This is a genomic window from Citrobacter sp. MGH106 (assembly GCF_001037495.1).
Lineage (GTDB): Bacteria > Pseudomonadota > Gammaproteobacteria > Enterobacterales > Enterobacteriaceae > Citrobacter > Citrobacter murliniae.
Genome location: NZ_KQ089822.1, coordinates 3,101,019 through 3,116,756 on the forward strand (window position 1 = coordinate 3,101,019; position 15,738 = coordinate 3,116,756).

12 protein-coding genes and 7 tRNA genes are annotated in these 15,738 nt (G+C 51.3%); 18 read left to right on the plus strand and 1 reads right to left on the minus strand.

Annotation, left to right across the window (positions count from 1 at the left end; translation table 11 throughout):
• Positions 1-300: 300 nt before the first annotated feature.
• The 12 genes from nagB (at position 301) to SK36_RS14610 (ending at position 7,198) form a co-directional block, all read left to right on the plus strand.
• Positions 301-1,101, plus strand: coding sequence for a glucosamine-6-phosphate deaminase (gene nagB, locus SK36_RS14555; protein WP_003022803.1), 801 nt, complete (start codon positions 301-303; stop codon positions 1,099-1,101).
• 60 nt (positions 1,102-1,161) lie between these two features.
• Entirely contained in the window at positions 1,162-2,310 is a 1,149-nt protein-coding gene (nagA, locus tag SK36_RS14560; protein WP_048221854.1) for an N-acetylglucosamine-6-phosphate deacetylase, read from the plus strand.
• A gap of 8 nt (positions 2,311-2,318) precedes the next feature.
• Positions 2,319-3,539, plus strand: a complete 1,221-nt coding sequence (gene nagC, locus SK36_RS14565; RefSeq protein ID WP_048221855.1) for a DNA-binding transcriptional regulator NagC — start codon at positions 2,319-2,321, stop codon at positions 3,537-3,539.
• A 57-nt stretch (positions 3,540-3,596) separates the two neighbouring features.
• The gene (gene nagD, locus SK36_RS14570; protein ID WP_038638796.1) at positions 3,597-4,349 is read left to right on the plus strand and encodes a ribonucleotide monophosphatase NagD; all 753 of its coding nucleotides are present in this window, start codon (positions 3,597-3,599) and stop codon (positions 4,347-4,349) included.
• Between the two features lie 253 nt (positions 4,350-4,602).
• Positions 4,603-6,267, plus strand: coding sequence for an asparagine synthase B (gene asnB, locus SK36_RS14575; RefSeq protein ID WP_045441057.1), 1,665 nt, complete (start codon positions 4,603-4,605; stop codon positions 6,265-6,267).
• 223 nt (positions 6,268-6,490) lie between these two features.
• Positions 6,491-6,567, plus strand: a tRNA-Met gene (locus SK36_RS14580).
• A gap of 8 nt (positions 6,568-6,575) precedes the next feature.
• Positions 6,576-6,660, plus strand: a tRNA-Leu gene (locus SK36_RS14585).
• A 23-nt stretch (positions 6,661-6,683) separates the two neighbouring features.
• A tRNA-Gln gene (locus SK36_RS14590) sits at positions 6,684-6,758 on the plus strand.
• A gap of 37 nt (positions 6,759-6,795) precedes the next feature.
• Positions 6,796-6,870 (plus strand) — tRNA-Gln (locus SK36_RS14595).
• 21 nt (positions 6,871-6,891) lie between these two features.
• A tRNA-Met gene (locus SK36_RS14600) sits at positions 6,892-6,968 on the plus strand.
• A gap of 44 nt (positions 6,969-7,012) precedes the next feature.
• Positions 7,013-7,087 (plus strand) — tRNA-Gln (locus tag SK36_RS14605).
• 36 nt (positions 7,088-7,123) lie between these two features.
• Positions 7,124-7,198: transfer RNA gene (locus tag SK36_RS14610), tRNA-Gln, on the plus strand.
• 107 nt (positions 7,199-7,305) lie between these two features.
• Here the strand turns inward: SK36_RS14610 and ubiF are convergent.
• Positions 7,306-8,481, minus strand: coding sequence for a 3-demethoxyubiquinol 3-hydroxylase (ubiF, locus tag SK36_RS14615; protein WP_048221856.1), 1,176 nt, complete (start codon positions 8,479-8,481; stop codon positions 7,306-7,308).
• Positions 8,482-8,626: 145 nt separating this feature from the next.
• Between ubiF and miaB the strand changes: the two genes are divergently transcribed.
• The 6 genes from miaB to gltI all read left to right on the plus strand — a co-directional run bounded on the left by miaB (position 8,627) and on the right by gltI (position 15,687).
• The gene (gene miaB / locus SK36_RS14620; RefSeq protein WP_045449497.1) at positions 8,627-10,057 is read left to right on the plus strand and encodes a tRNA (N6-isopentenyl adenosine(37)-C2)-methylthiotransferase MiaB; all 1,431 of its coding nucleotides are present in this window, start codon (positions 8,627-8,629) and stop codon (positions 10,055-10,057) included.
• A 266-nt stretch (positions 10,058-10,323) separates the two neighbouring features.
• Positions 10,324-11,370, plus strand: a complete 1,047-nt coding sequence (locus tag SK36_RS14625; protein WP_019076268.1) for a PhoH family protein — start codon at positions 10,324-10,326, stop codon at positions 11,368-11,370.
• Positions 11,367-11,834, plus strand: coding sequence for an rRNA maturation RNase YbeY (gene ybeY / locus SK36_RS14630; protein WP_045441055.1), 468 nt, complete (start codon positions 11,367-11,369; stop codon positions 11,832-11,834). Before SK36_RS14625 ends, ybeY begins: the two co-directional genes overlap by 4 nt.
• 98 nt (positions 11,835-11,932) lie before the next feature.
• Positions 11,933-12,811: a CNNM family magnesium/cobalt transport protein CorC gene (gene corC / locus SK36_RS14635; RefSeq protein ID WP_045441054.1), complete on the plus strand. Its 879-nt coding sequence runs from the start codon at positions 11,933-11,935 to the stop codon at positions 12,809-12,811.
• A gap of 24 nt (positions 12,812-12,835) precedes the next feature.
• On the plus strand, positions 12,836-14,374 hold the full coding sequence (gene lnt / locus SK36_RS14640) for an apolipoprotein N-acyltransferase (protein WP_048221857.1): 1,539 nt from the start codon (positions 12,836-12,838) through the stop codon (positions 14,372-14,374).
• A 404-nt stretch (positions 14,375-14,778) separates the two neighbouring features.
• Positions 14,779-15,687, plus strand: a complete 909-nt coding sequence (gltI, locus tag SK36_RS14645) for a glutamate/aspartate ABC transporter substrate-binding protein GltI (RefSeq protein WP_045441052.1) — start codon at positions 14,779-14,781, stop codon at positions 15,685-15,687.
• Positions 15,688-15,738 lie beyond the last annotated feature (51 nt).

Below are 15,738 nucleotides of genomic sequence, written 5' to 3' on the forward strand. Positions count from 1 at the left end.
ATTTTTATTGTGCGACCATTACCAACAACAAGATTTTCTGGAACAACGATATTAACCATTCATCTACATTCAGAGTGTGTGAAAAATTAATTCGTATCGCAAATTAAAAGCATGTTTTTTGTGATTCCAGTCACCAAATATCGTTATAAACCCTCCCTTTCACTGGCTAACTACGAAAACTTATTTTATCATTCAAAAAATCGAAACGGATTGATCCTTACCGATGCAAAACCAGGTTACGCTTAATACAGCACAGCGACTCAATCCGCCAATTGCTTACATTTACTTTTGAGGTGAAGAATGAGACTGATCCCCCTGAATACCGCTGAACAAGTCGGCAAATGGGCTGCTCGCCATATCGTTAACCGTATTAACGCGTTTAAACCAACGGCAGATCGTCCGTTTGTTCTGGGCCTGCCAACTGGTGGTACACCGCTGACAGCCTATAAAGCATTAGTCGAAATGCACAAAGCGGGCCAGGTGAGCTTCAAACATGTTGTCACTTTCAACATGGACGAATATGTAGGTTTGCCGAAAGAGCATCCGGAAAGCTACCACAGCTTCATGCACCGTAACTTCTTTGATCATGTTGATATTCCAGCAGAAAATATTAACCTCCTCAATGGTAACGCGCCGGATATTGATGCAGAATGCCGTCAGTATGAAGAAAAAATCCGTTCTTACGGTAAAATCCATCTGTTTATGGGTGGCGTAGGCAACGACGGACATATCGCGTTCAACGAACCTGCCTCTTCTTTGGCTTCCCGCACACGTATCAAAACGCTGACTCATGACACTCGCGTAGCTAACTCACGCTTCTTTGATGGCGACGTAAGCCAGGTGCCTAAATATGCGCTGACCGTAGGTGTTGGCACCCTGTTGGATGCTGAAGAAGTGATGATCCTGGTGCTGGGCCATCAAAAAGCACAGGCGCTGCAAGCAGCCGTTGAAGGTAACGTCAACCATATGTGGACCATCAGTTGCCTGCAGTTGCATCCGAAAGCCGTCGTTGTCTGCGATGAGCCTTCAACAATGGAACTGAAAGTGAAAACGCTGAAATACTTCAACGAGTTAGAAGCGGAAAATATTAAAGGTCTGTAATGGTATCTCCGCCCTGCCGAAAAAGTTGCAGGGCGGCATTTTTTGAAATCGGGGGTCGGAATGTATGCTTTAACCCAGGGCCGGATTTTTACCGGTCACGAAATTCTTGATGACCATGCGATTGTTGTCGCTGATGGCCTGATAGCCAGCGTCTGCCCACTGGCGGAATTACCGTCCGGGATTGAACAACGCTCACTGAATGGGGCCATTATTTCCCCCGGTTTTATTGATGTGCAGTTAAACGGCTGCGGCGGCGTACAGTTTAACGATACGGCAGAAGCCGTCACCGTTGAGACGCTGGAAATCATGCAGAAAGCCAATGAAAAATCAGGCTGCACTAACTACCTGCCCACGCTAATTACCACCAGCGATGACCTGATGAAACAAGGCGTTCGCGTAATGCGCGAATACCTGGCGAAACACCCCAACCAGGCATTAGGACTTCACCTTGAAGGTCCGTGGCTGAACCTGGTGAAAAAAGGTACCCATAATCCGGGTTTTGTCCGTCAGCCTGACGCTGCGCTGGTCGATTTCCTGTGCGATAATGCGGACGTCATCACCAAAGTGACGCTGGCACCAGAAATGGTCCCAACCGAAGTGATAACAAAGCTGGTAAATGCAGGTATTGTCGTTTCAGCAGGCCACTCTAACGCAACGGTAAAAGAAGCCAAAATTGGATTCCGTGCGGGTATCACCTTTGCAACGCACCTGTTCAACGCGATGCCTTATATTACTGGCCGCGAACCAGGTCTGGCAGGCGCAATACTTGATGAGGCCGATATTTATTGCGGTATCATCGCCGACGGTCTGCATGTTGACTACGTTAATATTCGTAACGCCAAGCGCCTGAAAGGTGACAAACTGTGCCTGGTGACCGACGCAACCGCCCCGGCAGGTGCAAATATTGAACAGTTCATTTTCGCTGGTAAAACAATATACTACCGCAATGGACTGTGTGTGGATGAGAACGGCACGCTGAGCGGCTCTTCATTAACCATGATCGAAGGCGTACGTAATCTGGTTGAACATTGCGGTATTGCACTGGATGAAGTCCTGCGCATGGCGACTCTCTACCCTGCTCGCGCAATCGGCGTCGACAAACAACTCGGCAGCATCGCGCCAGGCAAAGTAGCCAACCTGACCGCGTTCACGCACGACTTTAAAATTATCAAGACCATCGTTAATGGCAACGAGGTCGTTACTGAGTAAGAGAAAGAATGACACCAGGCGGACAAGCTCAAATAGGTAATGTTGATCTCGTAAAACAGCTTAACAGCGCGGCAGTTTATCGCCTGATTGACCAGCATGGGCCAATCTCGCGAATTCAGATTGCCGAGCAGAGCCAACTTGCCCCCGCCAGCGTAACAAAAATTACGCGTCAACTGATTGAACGCGGGCTGATCAAAGAGGTTGATCAGCAGGCCTCCACTGGAGGCCGCCGCGCTATTTCTATCGTCACCGAAACCCGCAATTTCCACGCTATCGGCGTACGCCTGGGCCGCCACGACACCACGCTCACACTCTATGATATGAGCAGCAAAGTGGTCGCAGAAGAGCATTATCCTCTTCCCGAGCGCACACAGGAAACGCTGGAGTATGCGCTGCTCAATACGATTTCCACCTTTATTGATAGCTGCCAGCGGAAAATCCGTGAACTGATTGCTATCTCTGTCATTCTGCCAGGGCTGGTTGATCCCGAAAGCGGCGTTATCCGCTACATGCCGCATATTCAGGTTGAAAACTGGGGGTTGGTCGAAGCGCTGGAGAAACGTTTTCAGGTAACCTGCTTTGTCGGCCACGACATCCGCAGTCTGGCACTTGCCGAGCACTATTTTGGGGCAAGTCAGGATTGCGAAGACTCCATTCTGGTGCGCGTCCATCGCGGGACCGGGGCTGGGATCATCTCAAATGGCCGAATTTTCATTGGTCGCAACGGCAACGTCGGTGAAATTGGTCATATTCAGGTTGAGCCGCTGGGTGAACGCTGCCACTGCGGGAATTTTGGCTGTCTGGAAACTATTGCAGCTAACGCATCCATTGAGCATCGCGTACAAAACTTACTCAAACAAGGCTATCCGAGTCGACTGACGCTGGATGATTGCAACATTAAAACCATCTGTAAGGCTGCGAATAAAGGCGATAACCTGGCGTCGGAAGTCATTGAGCACGTTGGTCGCCATCTGGGTAAAACCATCGCTATCGCCATTAACCTGTTTAACCCGCAAAAAATCGTCATTGCCGGTGAGATTACTGAGGCAGATAAAGTGCTGCTTCCGGCAATAGAAAGCTGCATTAATACCCAGGCGTTGAAGGCGTTTCGCCACAATCTGCCCGTGGTTCGCTCCACGCTAGACCACCGCTCAGCCATTGGCGCATTTGCGCTGGTGAAACGCGCTATGCTCAACGGTTCGTTGCTGCAACGTTTGCTGGAAAATTAATGCTCTCATAGAATATTGGGTTACTATCAGACTCCTGACAAATTCCCTGGGTAGTTCATGACCATCAAGAATGTAATTTGTGATATCGACGGCGTGCTGATGCACGACAATGTTGCCGTACCGGGTGCGGCAGAGTTTCTGACCGGCATCCTAGAAAAAGGTTTGCCGTTAGTCCTGCTGACTAACTACCCTTCTCAGACCGGGCAGGATCTGGCGAACCGCTTCGCCACGGCGGGTGTGAATGTCCCCGATAGCGTCTTTTATACTTCCGCCATGGCCACTGCCGATTTTCTGCGTCGCCAGGAAGGGAAAAAAGCCTACGTCGTGGGTGAAGGCGCGCTGATCCACGAACTGTATAAAGCCGGCTTTACCATTACCGATGTTAACCCCGACTTCGTGATTGTCGGCGAGACGCGCTCCTACAACTGGGACATGATGCATAAAGCGGCATATTTTGTTGCCAATGGCGCGCGCTTTATCGCGACCAACCCGGATACCCATGGCCGCGGTTTTTATCCCGCCTGTGGTGCGCTCTGCGCCGGTATCGAAAAGATCTCCGGGCGTAAACCATTTTATGTCGGTAAACCCAGCCCATGGATTATTCGCGCGGCACTCAACAAAATGCAGGCGCACTCCGAAGAGACCGTTATTGTCGGTGACAACCTGCGTACAGATATTCTGGCAGGCTTCCAGGCTGGCCTTGAAACCATCCTGGTGTTGTCTGGCGTATCCACGCTTGACGATATCGACAGCATGCCGTTCCGACCAAGCTGGATCTACCCTTCCGTTGCCGAGATAGATGTTATCTAAGCACTTCTGTGCCGGAGATCAGCGTAAACGCGCCATCCGGCACACAAAATCACTCCATTCAATAAAACTGCCGATTTACTGATAATTCATCAATAAATACGCTTATTACGTAATCTTTTTTCACCATTCAATAATCATCATTGAGTTTTTTACTTTCAGTACGCCAAACTGCTTGCGCCTCCACCGCCTTTGCGGCATTTTCTTAATCAAGCAAACACAAAAAGCATCACGCAACAGGTTAACGGAGAAGGTTATGTGTTCTATTTTTGGCGTATTCGATATTAAAACAGACGCAGTTGAGCTGCGTAAAAAAGCCCTGGAATTGTCCCGTCTGATGCGTCATCGTGGCCCGGACTGGTCGGGTATTTACGCCAGTGATAACGCCATTCTGGCACATGAGCGTTTGTCGATTGTCGACGTCAACGCAGGTGCTCAGCCGCTGTACAACATGAAAAAAACACATATTCTGGCGGTGAACGGTGAAATCTATAACCACCAGGCGTTACGCGCTGAATACGGCGACCGCTACCAGTTCCAGACCGGTTCTGACTGTGAAGTTATCCTCGCGCTGTATCAGGAAAAAGGGCCAGAATTCCTCGACTCCCTGCAGGGTATGTTTGCCTTTGCGCTGTACGACAGCGAACAAGACGCCTACCTGATTGGCCGCGATCATCTCGGGATCATCCCGTTGTATATGGGCTATGACGAACACGGTAACTTCTATGTCGCCTCAGAAATGAAAGCGCTGGTTCCGGTGTGCCGCACGATTAAAGAATTCCCGGCCGGTAGCTATCTGTGGAGCAAAGATGGCGAAATTCGTCAATACTACCAGCGCGACTGGTTTGAATACGATGCGGTAAAAGACAATGTGACGGATAAAAACGAACTGCGTCAGGCGCTGGAAGACGCCGTCAAAAGCCATCTGATGTCAGATGTCCCTTACGGTGTACTGCTGTCCGGCGGACTGGACTCCTCCGTTATTTCTGCCATCACCAAAAAATACGCGGCGCGTCGTGTTGAAGATCAGGAACGCAGCGAAGCCTGGTGGCCTCAGTTGCACTCCTTCGCTGTGGGTCTGGAAGGCGCACCAGACTTGAAAGCCGCGCAAGAAGTGGCGAACCACTTAGGCACCGTGCATCACGAGATCCACTTCACCGTGCAGGAAGGTTTGGATGCGATCCGCGACGTCATCTATCACATCGAAACCTACGATGTAACAACAATTCGCGCCTCAACACCGATGTACCTGATGTCTCGTAAAATTAAAGCGATGGGCATTAAAATGGTGCTGTCGGGTGAAGGTTCAGACGAAGTCTTTGGCGGCTATCTCTACTTCCATAAAGCGCCAGACGCGAAAGAGCTGCATGAAGAAACCGTGCGTAAACTACAAGCGCTGCATATGTTTGACTGTGCTCGTGCCAACAAAGCGATGTCTGCCTGGGGTGTCGAAGCCCGCGTTCCCTTCCTGGATAAAAAATTCCTCGATGTGGCGATGCGCATCAACCCGCAGGATAAAATGTGTGGCAACGGGAAAATGGAAAAACATGTCCTGCGCGAATGCTTTGAATCTTACCTGCCAGCCAGCGTGGCGTGGCGTCAGAAAGAGCAGTTCTCTGACGGCGTCGGTTACAGCTGGATTGACACGCTGAAAGAAGTGGCAGCAGAGCAAGTTTCCGACCAGCAACTGGAAACCGCCAGCTTCCGCTTCCCGTATAACACGCCATCATCGAAAGAGGCGTACTTGTACCGTGAGATTTTCGAAGAACTGTTCCCGGTAGCAAGCGCTGCTGAATGCGTTCCTGGCGGTCCGTCTGTCGCCTGTTCTTCAGCAAAAGCAATTGAATGGGATGAAGCGTTCAAAACCATGAACGATCCATCAGGCCGTGCAGTTGGCGTGCATCAGTCAGCTTATAAGTAAGCAAATCATCAGAAAAGAGCCCTGCGGGGCTCTTTTTTTATGTCGATTTAACGTGCGGAAAAACAATTAATAACTAATAATTGCCGAATATTGCGTCATGCTGTTCGCAACCTAACCAAACAGTCACATTCCAGCTATTTTCCATGAAAAAGGGGTTGACGCTTCAAAGCTCAATACGCATAATGCGCCCCGCAACGCCGATAAGGTAACGCGAAAAAAAGATGGCTACGTAGCTCAGCTGGTTAGAGCACATCACTCATAATGATGGGGTCACAGGTTCGAATCCCGTCGTAGCCACCATCTTTTTTGCGGGAGTGGCGAAATTGGTAGACGCACCAGATTTAGGTTCTGGCGCCGCAAGGTGTGCGAGTTCAAGTCTCGCCTCCCGCACCATTCACCCGTAAGCGTTGCACGGATGGGGTATCGCCAAGCGGTAAGGCACCGGTTTTTGATACCGGCATTCCCTGGTTCGAATCCAGGTACCCCAGCCATTTTTTCTTCGATATAGCGGTTCACCGCGACGGTCATTGGGGTATCGCCAAGCGGTAAGGCACCGGTTTTTGATACCGGCATTCCCTGGTTCGAATCCAGGTACCCCAGCCATCGAAGAATATGATAATATATGGCTACGTAGCTCAGCTGGTTAGAGCACATCACTCATAATGATGGGGTCACAGGTTCGAATCCCGTCGTAGCCACCATATTAAGGACGTATCGATTTAATTCGGTAAATCCAAAAAATTGTTGGGGTATCGCCAAGCGGTAAGGCTCTGGTTTCTGATACCAGCATTCCGAGGTTCGAATCCTCGTACCCCAGCCAATTTCAAAAAGTCGTCCACTTTGTGGGTGCACCCGTTGGGGTATCGCCAAGCGGTAAGGCTCTGGTTTCTGATACCAGCATTCCGAGGTTCGAATCCTCGTACCCCAGCCATATTAAAAAAGCTCGCTTCGGCGAGCTTTTTGCTTTTCTGCGCTCTCAATATCGTATGGCAAAAGGCTTATCGGGCCTACGGCGAATTGCGTAGGCCCGCATACGCACTACAACCCTAACGCATACTTCAGCGCCTGACGCTTCAACACACCGGCTCGTTCTGCCGCCATTAACCCGAGGTTACGCATAATACGCAGCGGCTGCAGATTATTGCTAAACCCGGCGTAGAACAGATCCATCCCACTCTGCATAATGAAGTTATCGGTCATACGACGGTTTTGGTAGCGTTTCAGCACCTGTTGACTGGCCCAGGATTCACCATAGCTACGGGCATTAACCAGCACATCAATCAGGGCATCAACGTCGCGGTATCCCAGATTAACCCCCTGCCCCGCCAGCGGATGAATGGTATGCGCGGCATCACCCACCAGCGCCAGACCTGGCTGCACATATTGCAACGCATGGCGACGAGTAAGCGGAAACGCGCCCGCTGCGACTGGTGTAACGTGTCCGAGCCGTGCAGGAAAGTGTTTGGTGATCTCGGCCTGTAGCTGCGGCATGCTGAGACTCTGCAACTGGCGGATCCTTGCCGGAGAGTCATACCACACCAGCGAAGCCCAGTTATCGAACAGCGGTAAAAACGCGCGAGGACCGTCAGGGGTAAACTGCTGCCAGGTGCTGTCTCCTGGTGAGTTCTCGCATTTAACGGTTATCAACATACAGGATTGCGCATACTGCCAGGCATGAATGCCAATTCCGGCCATTTGGCGTACCTGAGAATTCGCTCCATCGGCACCGATCACCAGCTTCACAGTGATCTTTTCACCGCCTGCCAGCTCAAGCTCATGCCGGTCATTATGGCGATGCAGAGAGATCAGTGATGCCGGCACGCGCAAAGTCACCTTTGGATGGGCTTCCAGCGCCTGCCAGAGCGTCTGTTGCAGGACGTTGTTTTCCACCATATAGCCCAGCAATGGCAGTTTAAGCTCAGCGGCATCAAACACCACATGAGCGTTTTCCCACTCCCAGGTTTCCAGGCGACGATAAGGATGACTGCGCATACCCTGTACCGCATCCCAGACGCCCAGCCCTTTCAACAGCGACACAGATGCCGAGCTAATCGCCGAAATACGCACATCAGGTTGTCCGTCAGCCACGAACGGCGCAGGAACGGCATGTTCAATAACCGTTACCGAGAATCCATGCTGCGCCAGTCCAAGCGCCAGCGCGCCGCCGACCATCCCCCCGCCGACAATGGCAATTTCCGTTGGTTGATTTGTCATGGTCAATCATCCTGTTACATGTATTGTGTAAGTTTACAGGATTTTTTACCCCTTGAGGCTGACATCGGTCATACTGGTCACAACCGCGCCAAAGCAGTACACTATGCGCCCTGCATTTCAGCCACAATTTCGCAAGAGCAAGTCGATGACCAAAAAACTCCATATTAAAACCTGGGGCTGTCAGATGAACGAATACGATTCATCGAAGATGGCCGATCTGCTGGATGCCACTCACGGATATCAACTGACCGACGTGGCGGAAGAAGCGGATGTGTTGCTGTTGAATACCTGCTCAATCCGCGAGAAGGCTCAGGAAAAAGTTTTCCACCAGTTAGGTCGCTGGAAACTCTTAAAAGAGAAAAATCCCGATCTTATTATTGGTGTCGGTGGCTGTGTTGCCTCTCAGGAAGGTGATCACATTCGTCAACGTGCACACTATGTCGATATTATTTTTGGGCCACAAACGCTTCACCGCCTGCCGGAAATGATCAATAAAGTGCGCGGTAGCAACACCCGTAGCCCGGTGGTGGATATCAGCTTCCCGGAAATCGAAAAATTCGACCGCCTGCCTGAACCGCGTGCTGAAGGTCCAAGCGCGTTTGTATCCATCATGGAAGGCTGTAATAAATATTGTACTTACTGCGTGGTGCCGTACACCCGTGGTGAAGAAGTCAGCCGCCCGGCGGATGACATTCTGTTCGAAATCGCCCAGCTTGCAGCTCAGGGCGTACGTGAAGTGAACCTGCTGGGGCAAAACGTCAACGCCTGGCGTGGTGAGAACTACGACGGCACAATTGGTTCGTTTGCCGACCTGCTGCGTCTGGTTGCCGCTATCGACGGGATCGATCGCATTCGCTTTACCACCAGCCATCCGATCGAGTTCACCGATGATATCGTTGAAGTCTATCGTGACACCCCGGAGTTGGTGAGCTTCCTGCACCTGCCGGTACAGAGTGGTTCGGATCGCGTCCTGAACCTGATGGGCCGTACCCATACCGCGCTGGAATATAAAGCGATCATCCGTAAACTGCGCGCCGCGCGCCCGGACATCCAGATTAGCTCTGACTTCATTGTTGGCTTCCCTGGTGAAACCACGCAAGATTTCGAGCAGACCATGAAGCTGATTGCTGACGTCAATTTCGACATGAGCTACAGCTTTATCTTCTCTGCGCGTCCTGGCACACCAGCAGCCGATATGGTTGACGACGTTCCGGAAGAAGAGAAAAAACAGCGCCTGTATATTCTGCAGGAACGCATCAACCAGCAGGCGATGGCCTGGAGTCGCCGTATGCTCGGCACGACTCAGCGTATTCTGGTTGAAGGCACGTCGCGTAAAAGCATTATGGAACTGTCTGGACGTACCGAAAATAACCGTGTGGTGAACTTTGAAGGCACCCCGGAAATGATTGGTAAGTTCGTAGACGTTGAAATTACCGACGTCTGGACCAACTCTCTGCGCGGTAAAGTGGTACGCACTGAAGACGAAATGGGCCTGCGCATCGCAGAAAGTCCTGAGTCAGTCATTGCACGCACCCGCAAAGAAAACGATCTCGGCGTAGGTATTTATCAGCCTTAATCTTAAGGCATCACCTCCCCCTAAATAATTCGAGCTGCAGAAAGGCGGCAAGAGCGTGAATCCCCAGGAGCATAGATAACTATGTGACTGGGTGAACAAGCGAAGCCAACGCATCTGCAGCCTGAAGTATGACAGGCGGCCTTGCAATTCCTTACCCAATCCCCATATTTATCGCAATGCTTGCGCCTTTTCTCTGTGGCGTGAATAATTTCCTTACATGCCGGTGAATGTTCAACGTCCGGCGATACATGCATAAGAGGAACGGTTTGAACATAGACACTCGAGAAATCACCCTTGAACCCGCAGACAACGCCCGTTTGTTGAGTCTTTGCGGTCCGTTTGATGACAACATCAAACAGCTGGAACGTCGCCTCGGCATCGAAATTAACCGCCGCGATAACCACTTTAAACTGACCGGTCGTCCGATTTGCGTCACCGCTGCGGCAGATATTTTACGCAGTCTCTACGTTGATACCGCCCCGATGCGCGGCCAGACGCAGGACATCGAGCCAGAACAAATTCACCTGGCGATCAAAGAAGCGCGTGTTCTTGAACAGAGCGCAGACAGCGTGCCTGAGTTTGGCAAAGCGGTGAACATCAAAACCAAACGCGGGGTGATTAAACCGCGTACGCCGAATCAGGCGCAGTATATCGCCAACATTCTTGACCACGACATCACCTTCGGCGTTGGCCCTGCAGGGACGGGTAAAACTTACCTTGCCGTTGCCGCGGCGGTAGATGCGCTTGAGCGTCAGGAAATCCGCCGTATTCTGCTGACCCGTCCGGCGGTTGAAGCCGGTGAAAAACTGGGTTTCCTGCCAGGCGATCTGAGCCAGAAAGTCGACCCGTATTTACGCCCGCTGTATGACGCTCTGTTCGAAATGCTCGGTTTCGAGAAAGTAGAGAAGCTGATTGAGCGTAACGTCATTGAGGTCGCACCACTGGCTTATATGCGCGGTCGTACGCTGAACGATGCGTTCATCATTCTTGATGAGAGTCAGAACACCACCATCGAACAAATGAAAATGTTCCTGACTCGTATCGGCTTTAACTCCAAAGCCGTTATCACTGGCGACATTACCCAGATTGACCTACCGCGCAGCACCAAATCCGGCCTGCGTCATGCCATCGAAGTGCTGGCTGAAGTCGACGAGATTAGTTTTAATTTCTTCCATAGCGAAGACGTGGTGCGCCACCCGGTAGTTGCCCGTATCGTGACGGCGTATGAGGCCTGGGAAGAAGCAGAACAAAAACGAAAAGCCGAGCTGGCTGCGGAACGTAAACGCGAAGCTCAGGAACAGGAACAAAAATGAGTCAGGTTATCCTCGATTTACAGCTGGCATGTGAAAATGAATCCGGCTTACCGCAAGAGAGTCAGTTTCAGGCATGGCTGGATGCAGTGATCCCGCAGTTCCAGGAAGAATCAGAAGTGACTATTCGCCTGGTTGATGACGCCGAAAGTCACGAACTGAACCTGACCTATCGCGGAAAGGACAAGTCTACCAACGTGCTTTCCTTCCCGTTTGAAGCGCCTCCGGGGATTGAGCTGCCGCTGCTGGGTGACCTGATCATCTGCCGCCAGGTAGTTGAAAAAGAAGCGCAGGAGCAAGGCAAACCGCTGGAAGCCCACTGGGCGCATATGGTGGTGCATGGTAGCCTGCATTTGCTGGGTTACGACCATATCGAAGACGACGAAGCGGAAGAGATGGAATCCCTTGAAACAGAGATTATGCTTGCTCTGGGCTATGAGGATCCGTACATTGCCGAGAAAGAATAAGCTGCCGGGCTAACGCCCGGCGGTTGTTGTTGCCGTCTGACGCAGAGTATTTGCTCGACGTGCTTAATATTAACTAACATGAGAACCCATACGACGCCATGAGCGACGACAATTCACACAGTAGTGACACCTTAAACAGCAAAAAGGGATTTTTTTCCCTGTTACTGAGCCAACTTTTCCACGGTGAACCTAAAAACCGCGACGAACTGTTGGAGCTGATCCGTGATTCCGGGCAGAACGACCTTATCGATGAAGATACGCGCGATATGCTCGAAGGGGTGATGGACATTGCGGACCAACGCGTTCGCGACATCATGATCCCCCGCTCCCAGATGATTACCCTCAAACGCAACCAGACCCTGGATGAATGCCTCGATGTTATTATCGAGTCTGCTCACTCGCGTTTCCCGGTGATCAGCGAAGACAAAGATCACATTGAAGGGATTCTGATGGCCAAAGACTTGCTGCCGTTCATGCGCAGCGATTCCGAAGCCTTCAGCATGGAAAAAGTGTTACGCCAGGCAGTTGTCGTACCTGAGAGCAAGCGTGTTGACCGCATGCTGAAAGAGTTCCGTTCTCAGCGTTACCATATGGCTATCGTCATCGACGAATTCGGCGGAGTGTCTGGTCTGGTGACTATTGAAGACATCCTTGAACTGATCGTCGGTGAAATCGAAGATGAGTACGACGAAGAAGACGATATTGATTTCCGTCAGCTCAGTCGCCATACATGGACTATCCGAGCGCTCGCGCCAATTGAAGACTTCAACGAAGCCTTTGGCACCCACTTTAGCGACGAAGAAGTGGATACCATTGGCGGGCTGGTCATGCAGGCCTTTGGTCATCTGCCCGCTCGCGGTGAGACTATCGACATCGATGGTTACCAGTTCAAAGTAGCAATGGCCGACAGCCGTCGTATTATTCAGGTTCATGTCAGAATTCCGGACGACTCACCCCAGCCCAAACTGGACGAATAAACCCGATACTGGATCAAAGACTACATGGCATTTGCCCCATTAATTGAACGCCAGCGCATTCGCCTGCTGCTGGCGTTATTATTCGGTGCCTGCGGGACGCTGGCTTTCTCTCCGTATGACATCTGGCCTGCAGCGATTGTTTCGCTGATGGGCCTGCAGGCTCTCACCCTCAACCGCCGCCCACTCCAGTCTGCCGCTATTGGCTATTTCTGGGGAATGGGGCTTTTTGGCTCCGGCATCAACTGGGTCTACGTCAGCATCGCGCAATTTGGCGGTATGCCGGGACCGGTTAACGTTTTCCTCGTGGTACTGCTTGCCGCGTACCTCTCGCTCTACACCGGTCTGTTTGCCGGTATTTTGTCGCGATTGTGGCCGAAAACCACCTGGCTACGGGTGGCAATCGCCGCACCGGTTGTCTGGCAGATAACCGAATTTCTGCGCGGTTGGGTGCTGACCGGCTTCCCGTGGCTGCAGTTTGGCTACAGTCAGATTGATGGCCCATTGAAAGGGCTGGCACCGGTAATGGGCGTTGAGGCGATTAACTTCCTGCTGATGATGGTCAGCGGTCTGCTGGTACTGGCGTTAGTCACGCGTAACTGGCGTCCGCTGGTGGCGGCCGTCGTGCTTTTCGCCCTGCCCTTCCCGCTACGCTACATTCAGTGGTATACCCTCGAACCGGAAAAAACCACCCAGGTTTCCATGGTACAGGGCGACATTCCGCAGTCACTGAAGTGGGATGAGGGCCAACTTCTCAACACGCTGAAGATTTATCTCGACGCTACCCAGCCCGAGATGGGTAAATCACAGCTGATTATCTGGCCGGAGTCCGCCATCCCGGATCTGGAAATCAATCAGCAGCGTTTCCTCAGCATGATGGATGACCTGTTAAAATCCAAAAACAGTACCTTAATCACCGGGATTGTTGACGCTCGCCTCAACAAACAGAATCGTTACGATACCTACAACACCATCATCACGCTGGGTAAAGACAGTCCGTACAGCTACGACTCCACAAATCGCTACAACAAGAACCATCTGGTACCGTTTGGTGAATTTGTTCCGCTGGAATCGATTCTGCGCCCGTTAGCGCCGTTCTTTGACCTGCCAATGTCCTCGTTTAGCCGTGGCCCGTATATCCAGCCACAGCTGCACGCACACGGTTTTAAACTGACTGCGGCAATCTGCTACGAAATTATCCTTGGCGAACAGGTACGCGATAACTTCCGTCCGGATACGGACTACTTGCTGACCATCTCCAATGATGCCTGGTTTGGTAAATCCATCGGCCCGTGGCAGCACTTCCAGATGGCACGTATGCGTTCCCTGGAGCTGGCGCGTCCGCTGTTGCGTAGCACCAATAACGGGATTACCGCGGTGATTGGTCCGCAGGGTGACGTGCAGGCCATGATCCCGCAGTTTACCCGCCAGGTACTGACCACCAGCGTCACGCCGACAACGGGTCTCACACCTTATGCCCGTACCGGCAACTGGCCGCTGTGGCTTATCACCGCACTGCTTGGTTTTGGCGCAGTGTTGATGAGTCTGCGTCAACGTCGTAAGTAAAGCGGCTGTACCGTCGGATGACGGCGCGAAAACATTTTATCCGGCTTACAACCTCACTGTAGGCCGGATAAGCTAAATACTATCTTGCATCGAAACCCACCGAACTTCCCATTCTGGCACGTCAATTGCTTTATTAAATAACACAATAGCAATTTGGATGAATGTGCAACCTGGTCGCACCAAAGCGGATCACTGGTAGCACCTAAAAAGTGCAACAAGATATTTTTGCCCCTAAACGGTGCGGCGCACTTCGCAAAAATAAACAATAACACAGCAAATTCTTTACATTCATCCAAACTAAATGTTAACAAACACACACAAGACTGCACATTTAAGTTGCAAACAATAACAACATCACAATGGGTATCAATGCGTCCCTGGCGCAGACGATAAAGGAGTTGGATATGCAATTACGTAAGCTCGCCACTGCCATGCTGGTTATGGGAATGTCCGCCGGTCTGGCGCATGCAGAAGACGCAGCGCCCGCAGCAGGCAGCACGCTGGACAAGATCGCAAAAAATGGCGTGATCGTCGTCGGGCACCGTGAATCATCGGTTCCGTTTTCTTACTACGATAATCAGCAAAAAGTGGTCGGTTATTCACAGGATTACTCCAACGCGATCGTTGAAGCCGTGAAGAAAAAGCTGAACAAGCCTGACCTGCAGGTAAAACTGATTCCGATTACCTCGCAAAACCGTATTCCCCTGCTGCAAAACGGGACCTTCGACTTTGAATGTGGCTCCACCACCAACAACGTTGAACGCCAGAAGCAAGCTGCTTTCTCTGACACCATTTTCGTTGTAGGCACGCGTCTGCTGGCGAAAAAAGGCGGCGATATTAAAGACTTCCCGGATCTGAAAGGCAAAGCCGTGGTCGTCACTTCCGGTACTACCTCTGAAGTGCTGCTGCACAAGCTGAACGAAGAACAAAAAATGGATATGCGCATCATCAGCGCGAAAGACCACGGTGACTCTTTCCGTACCCTGGAAAGCGGTCGCGCCGTTGCCTTTATGATGGATGACGCACTGCTGGCTGGCGAGCGCGCGAAAGCGAAGAAACCGGACAACTGGGAGATCGTCGGTAAGCCGCAATCTCAGGAAGCTTACGGCTGTATGCTGCGTAAAGACGACGTCGCATTCAAGAAGCTGATGGATGACACCATCGCTCAGGCTCAGACCTCCGGTGAAGCAGAAAAATGGTTTGATAAGTGGTTTAAAAACCCAATTCCACCGAAAAACCTGAACATGAATTTCGAGCTGTCAAACGAGATGAAAGCCCTGTTTAAAGAACCGAATGACAAAGCACTTAACTAACTAAAATAAATGGGGCGAGTTTACCTTGCCCTCTCGATTGTTTTTCAGCAC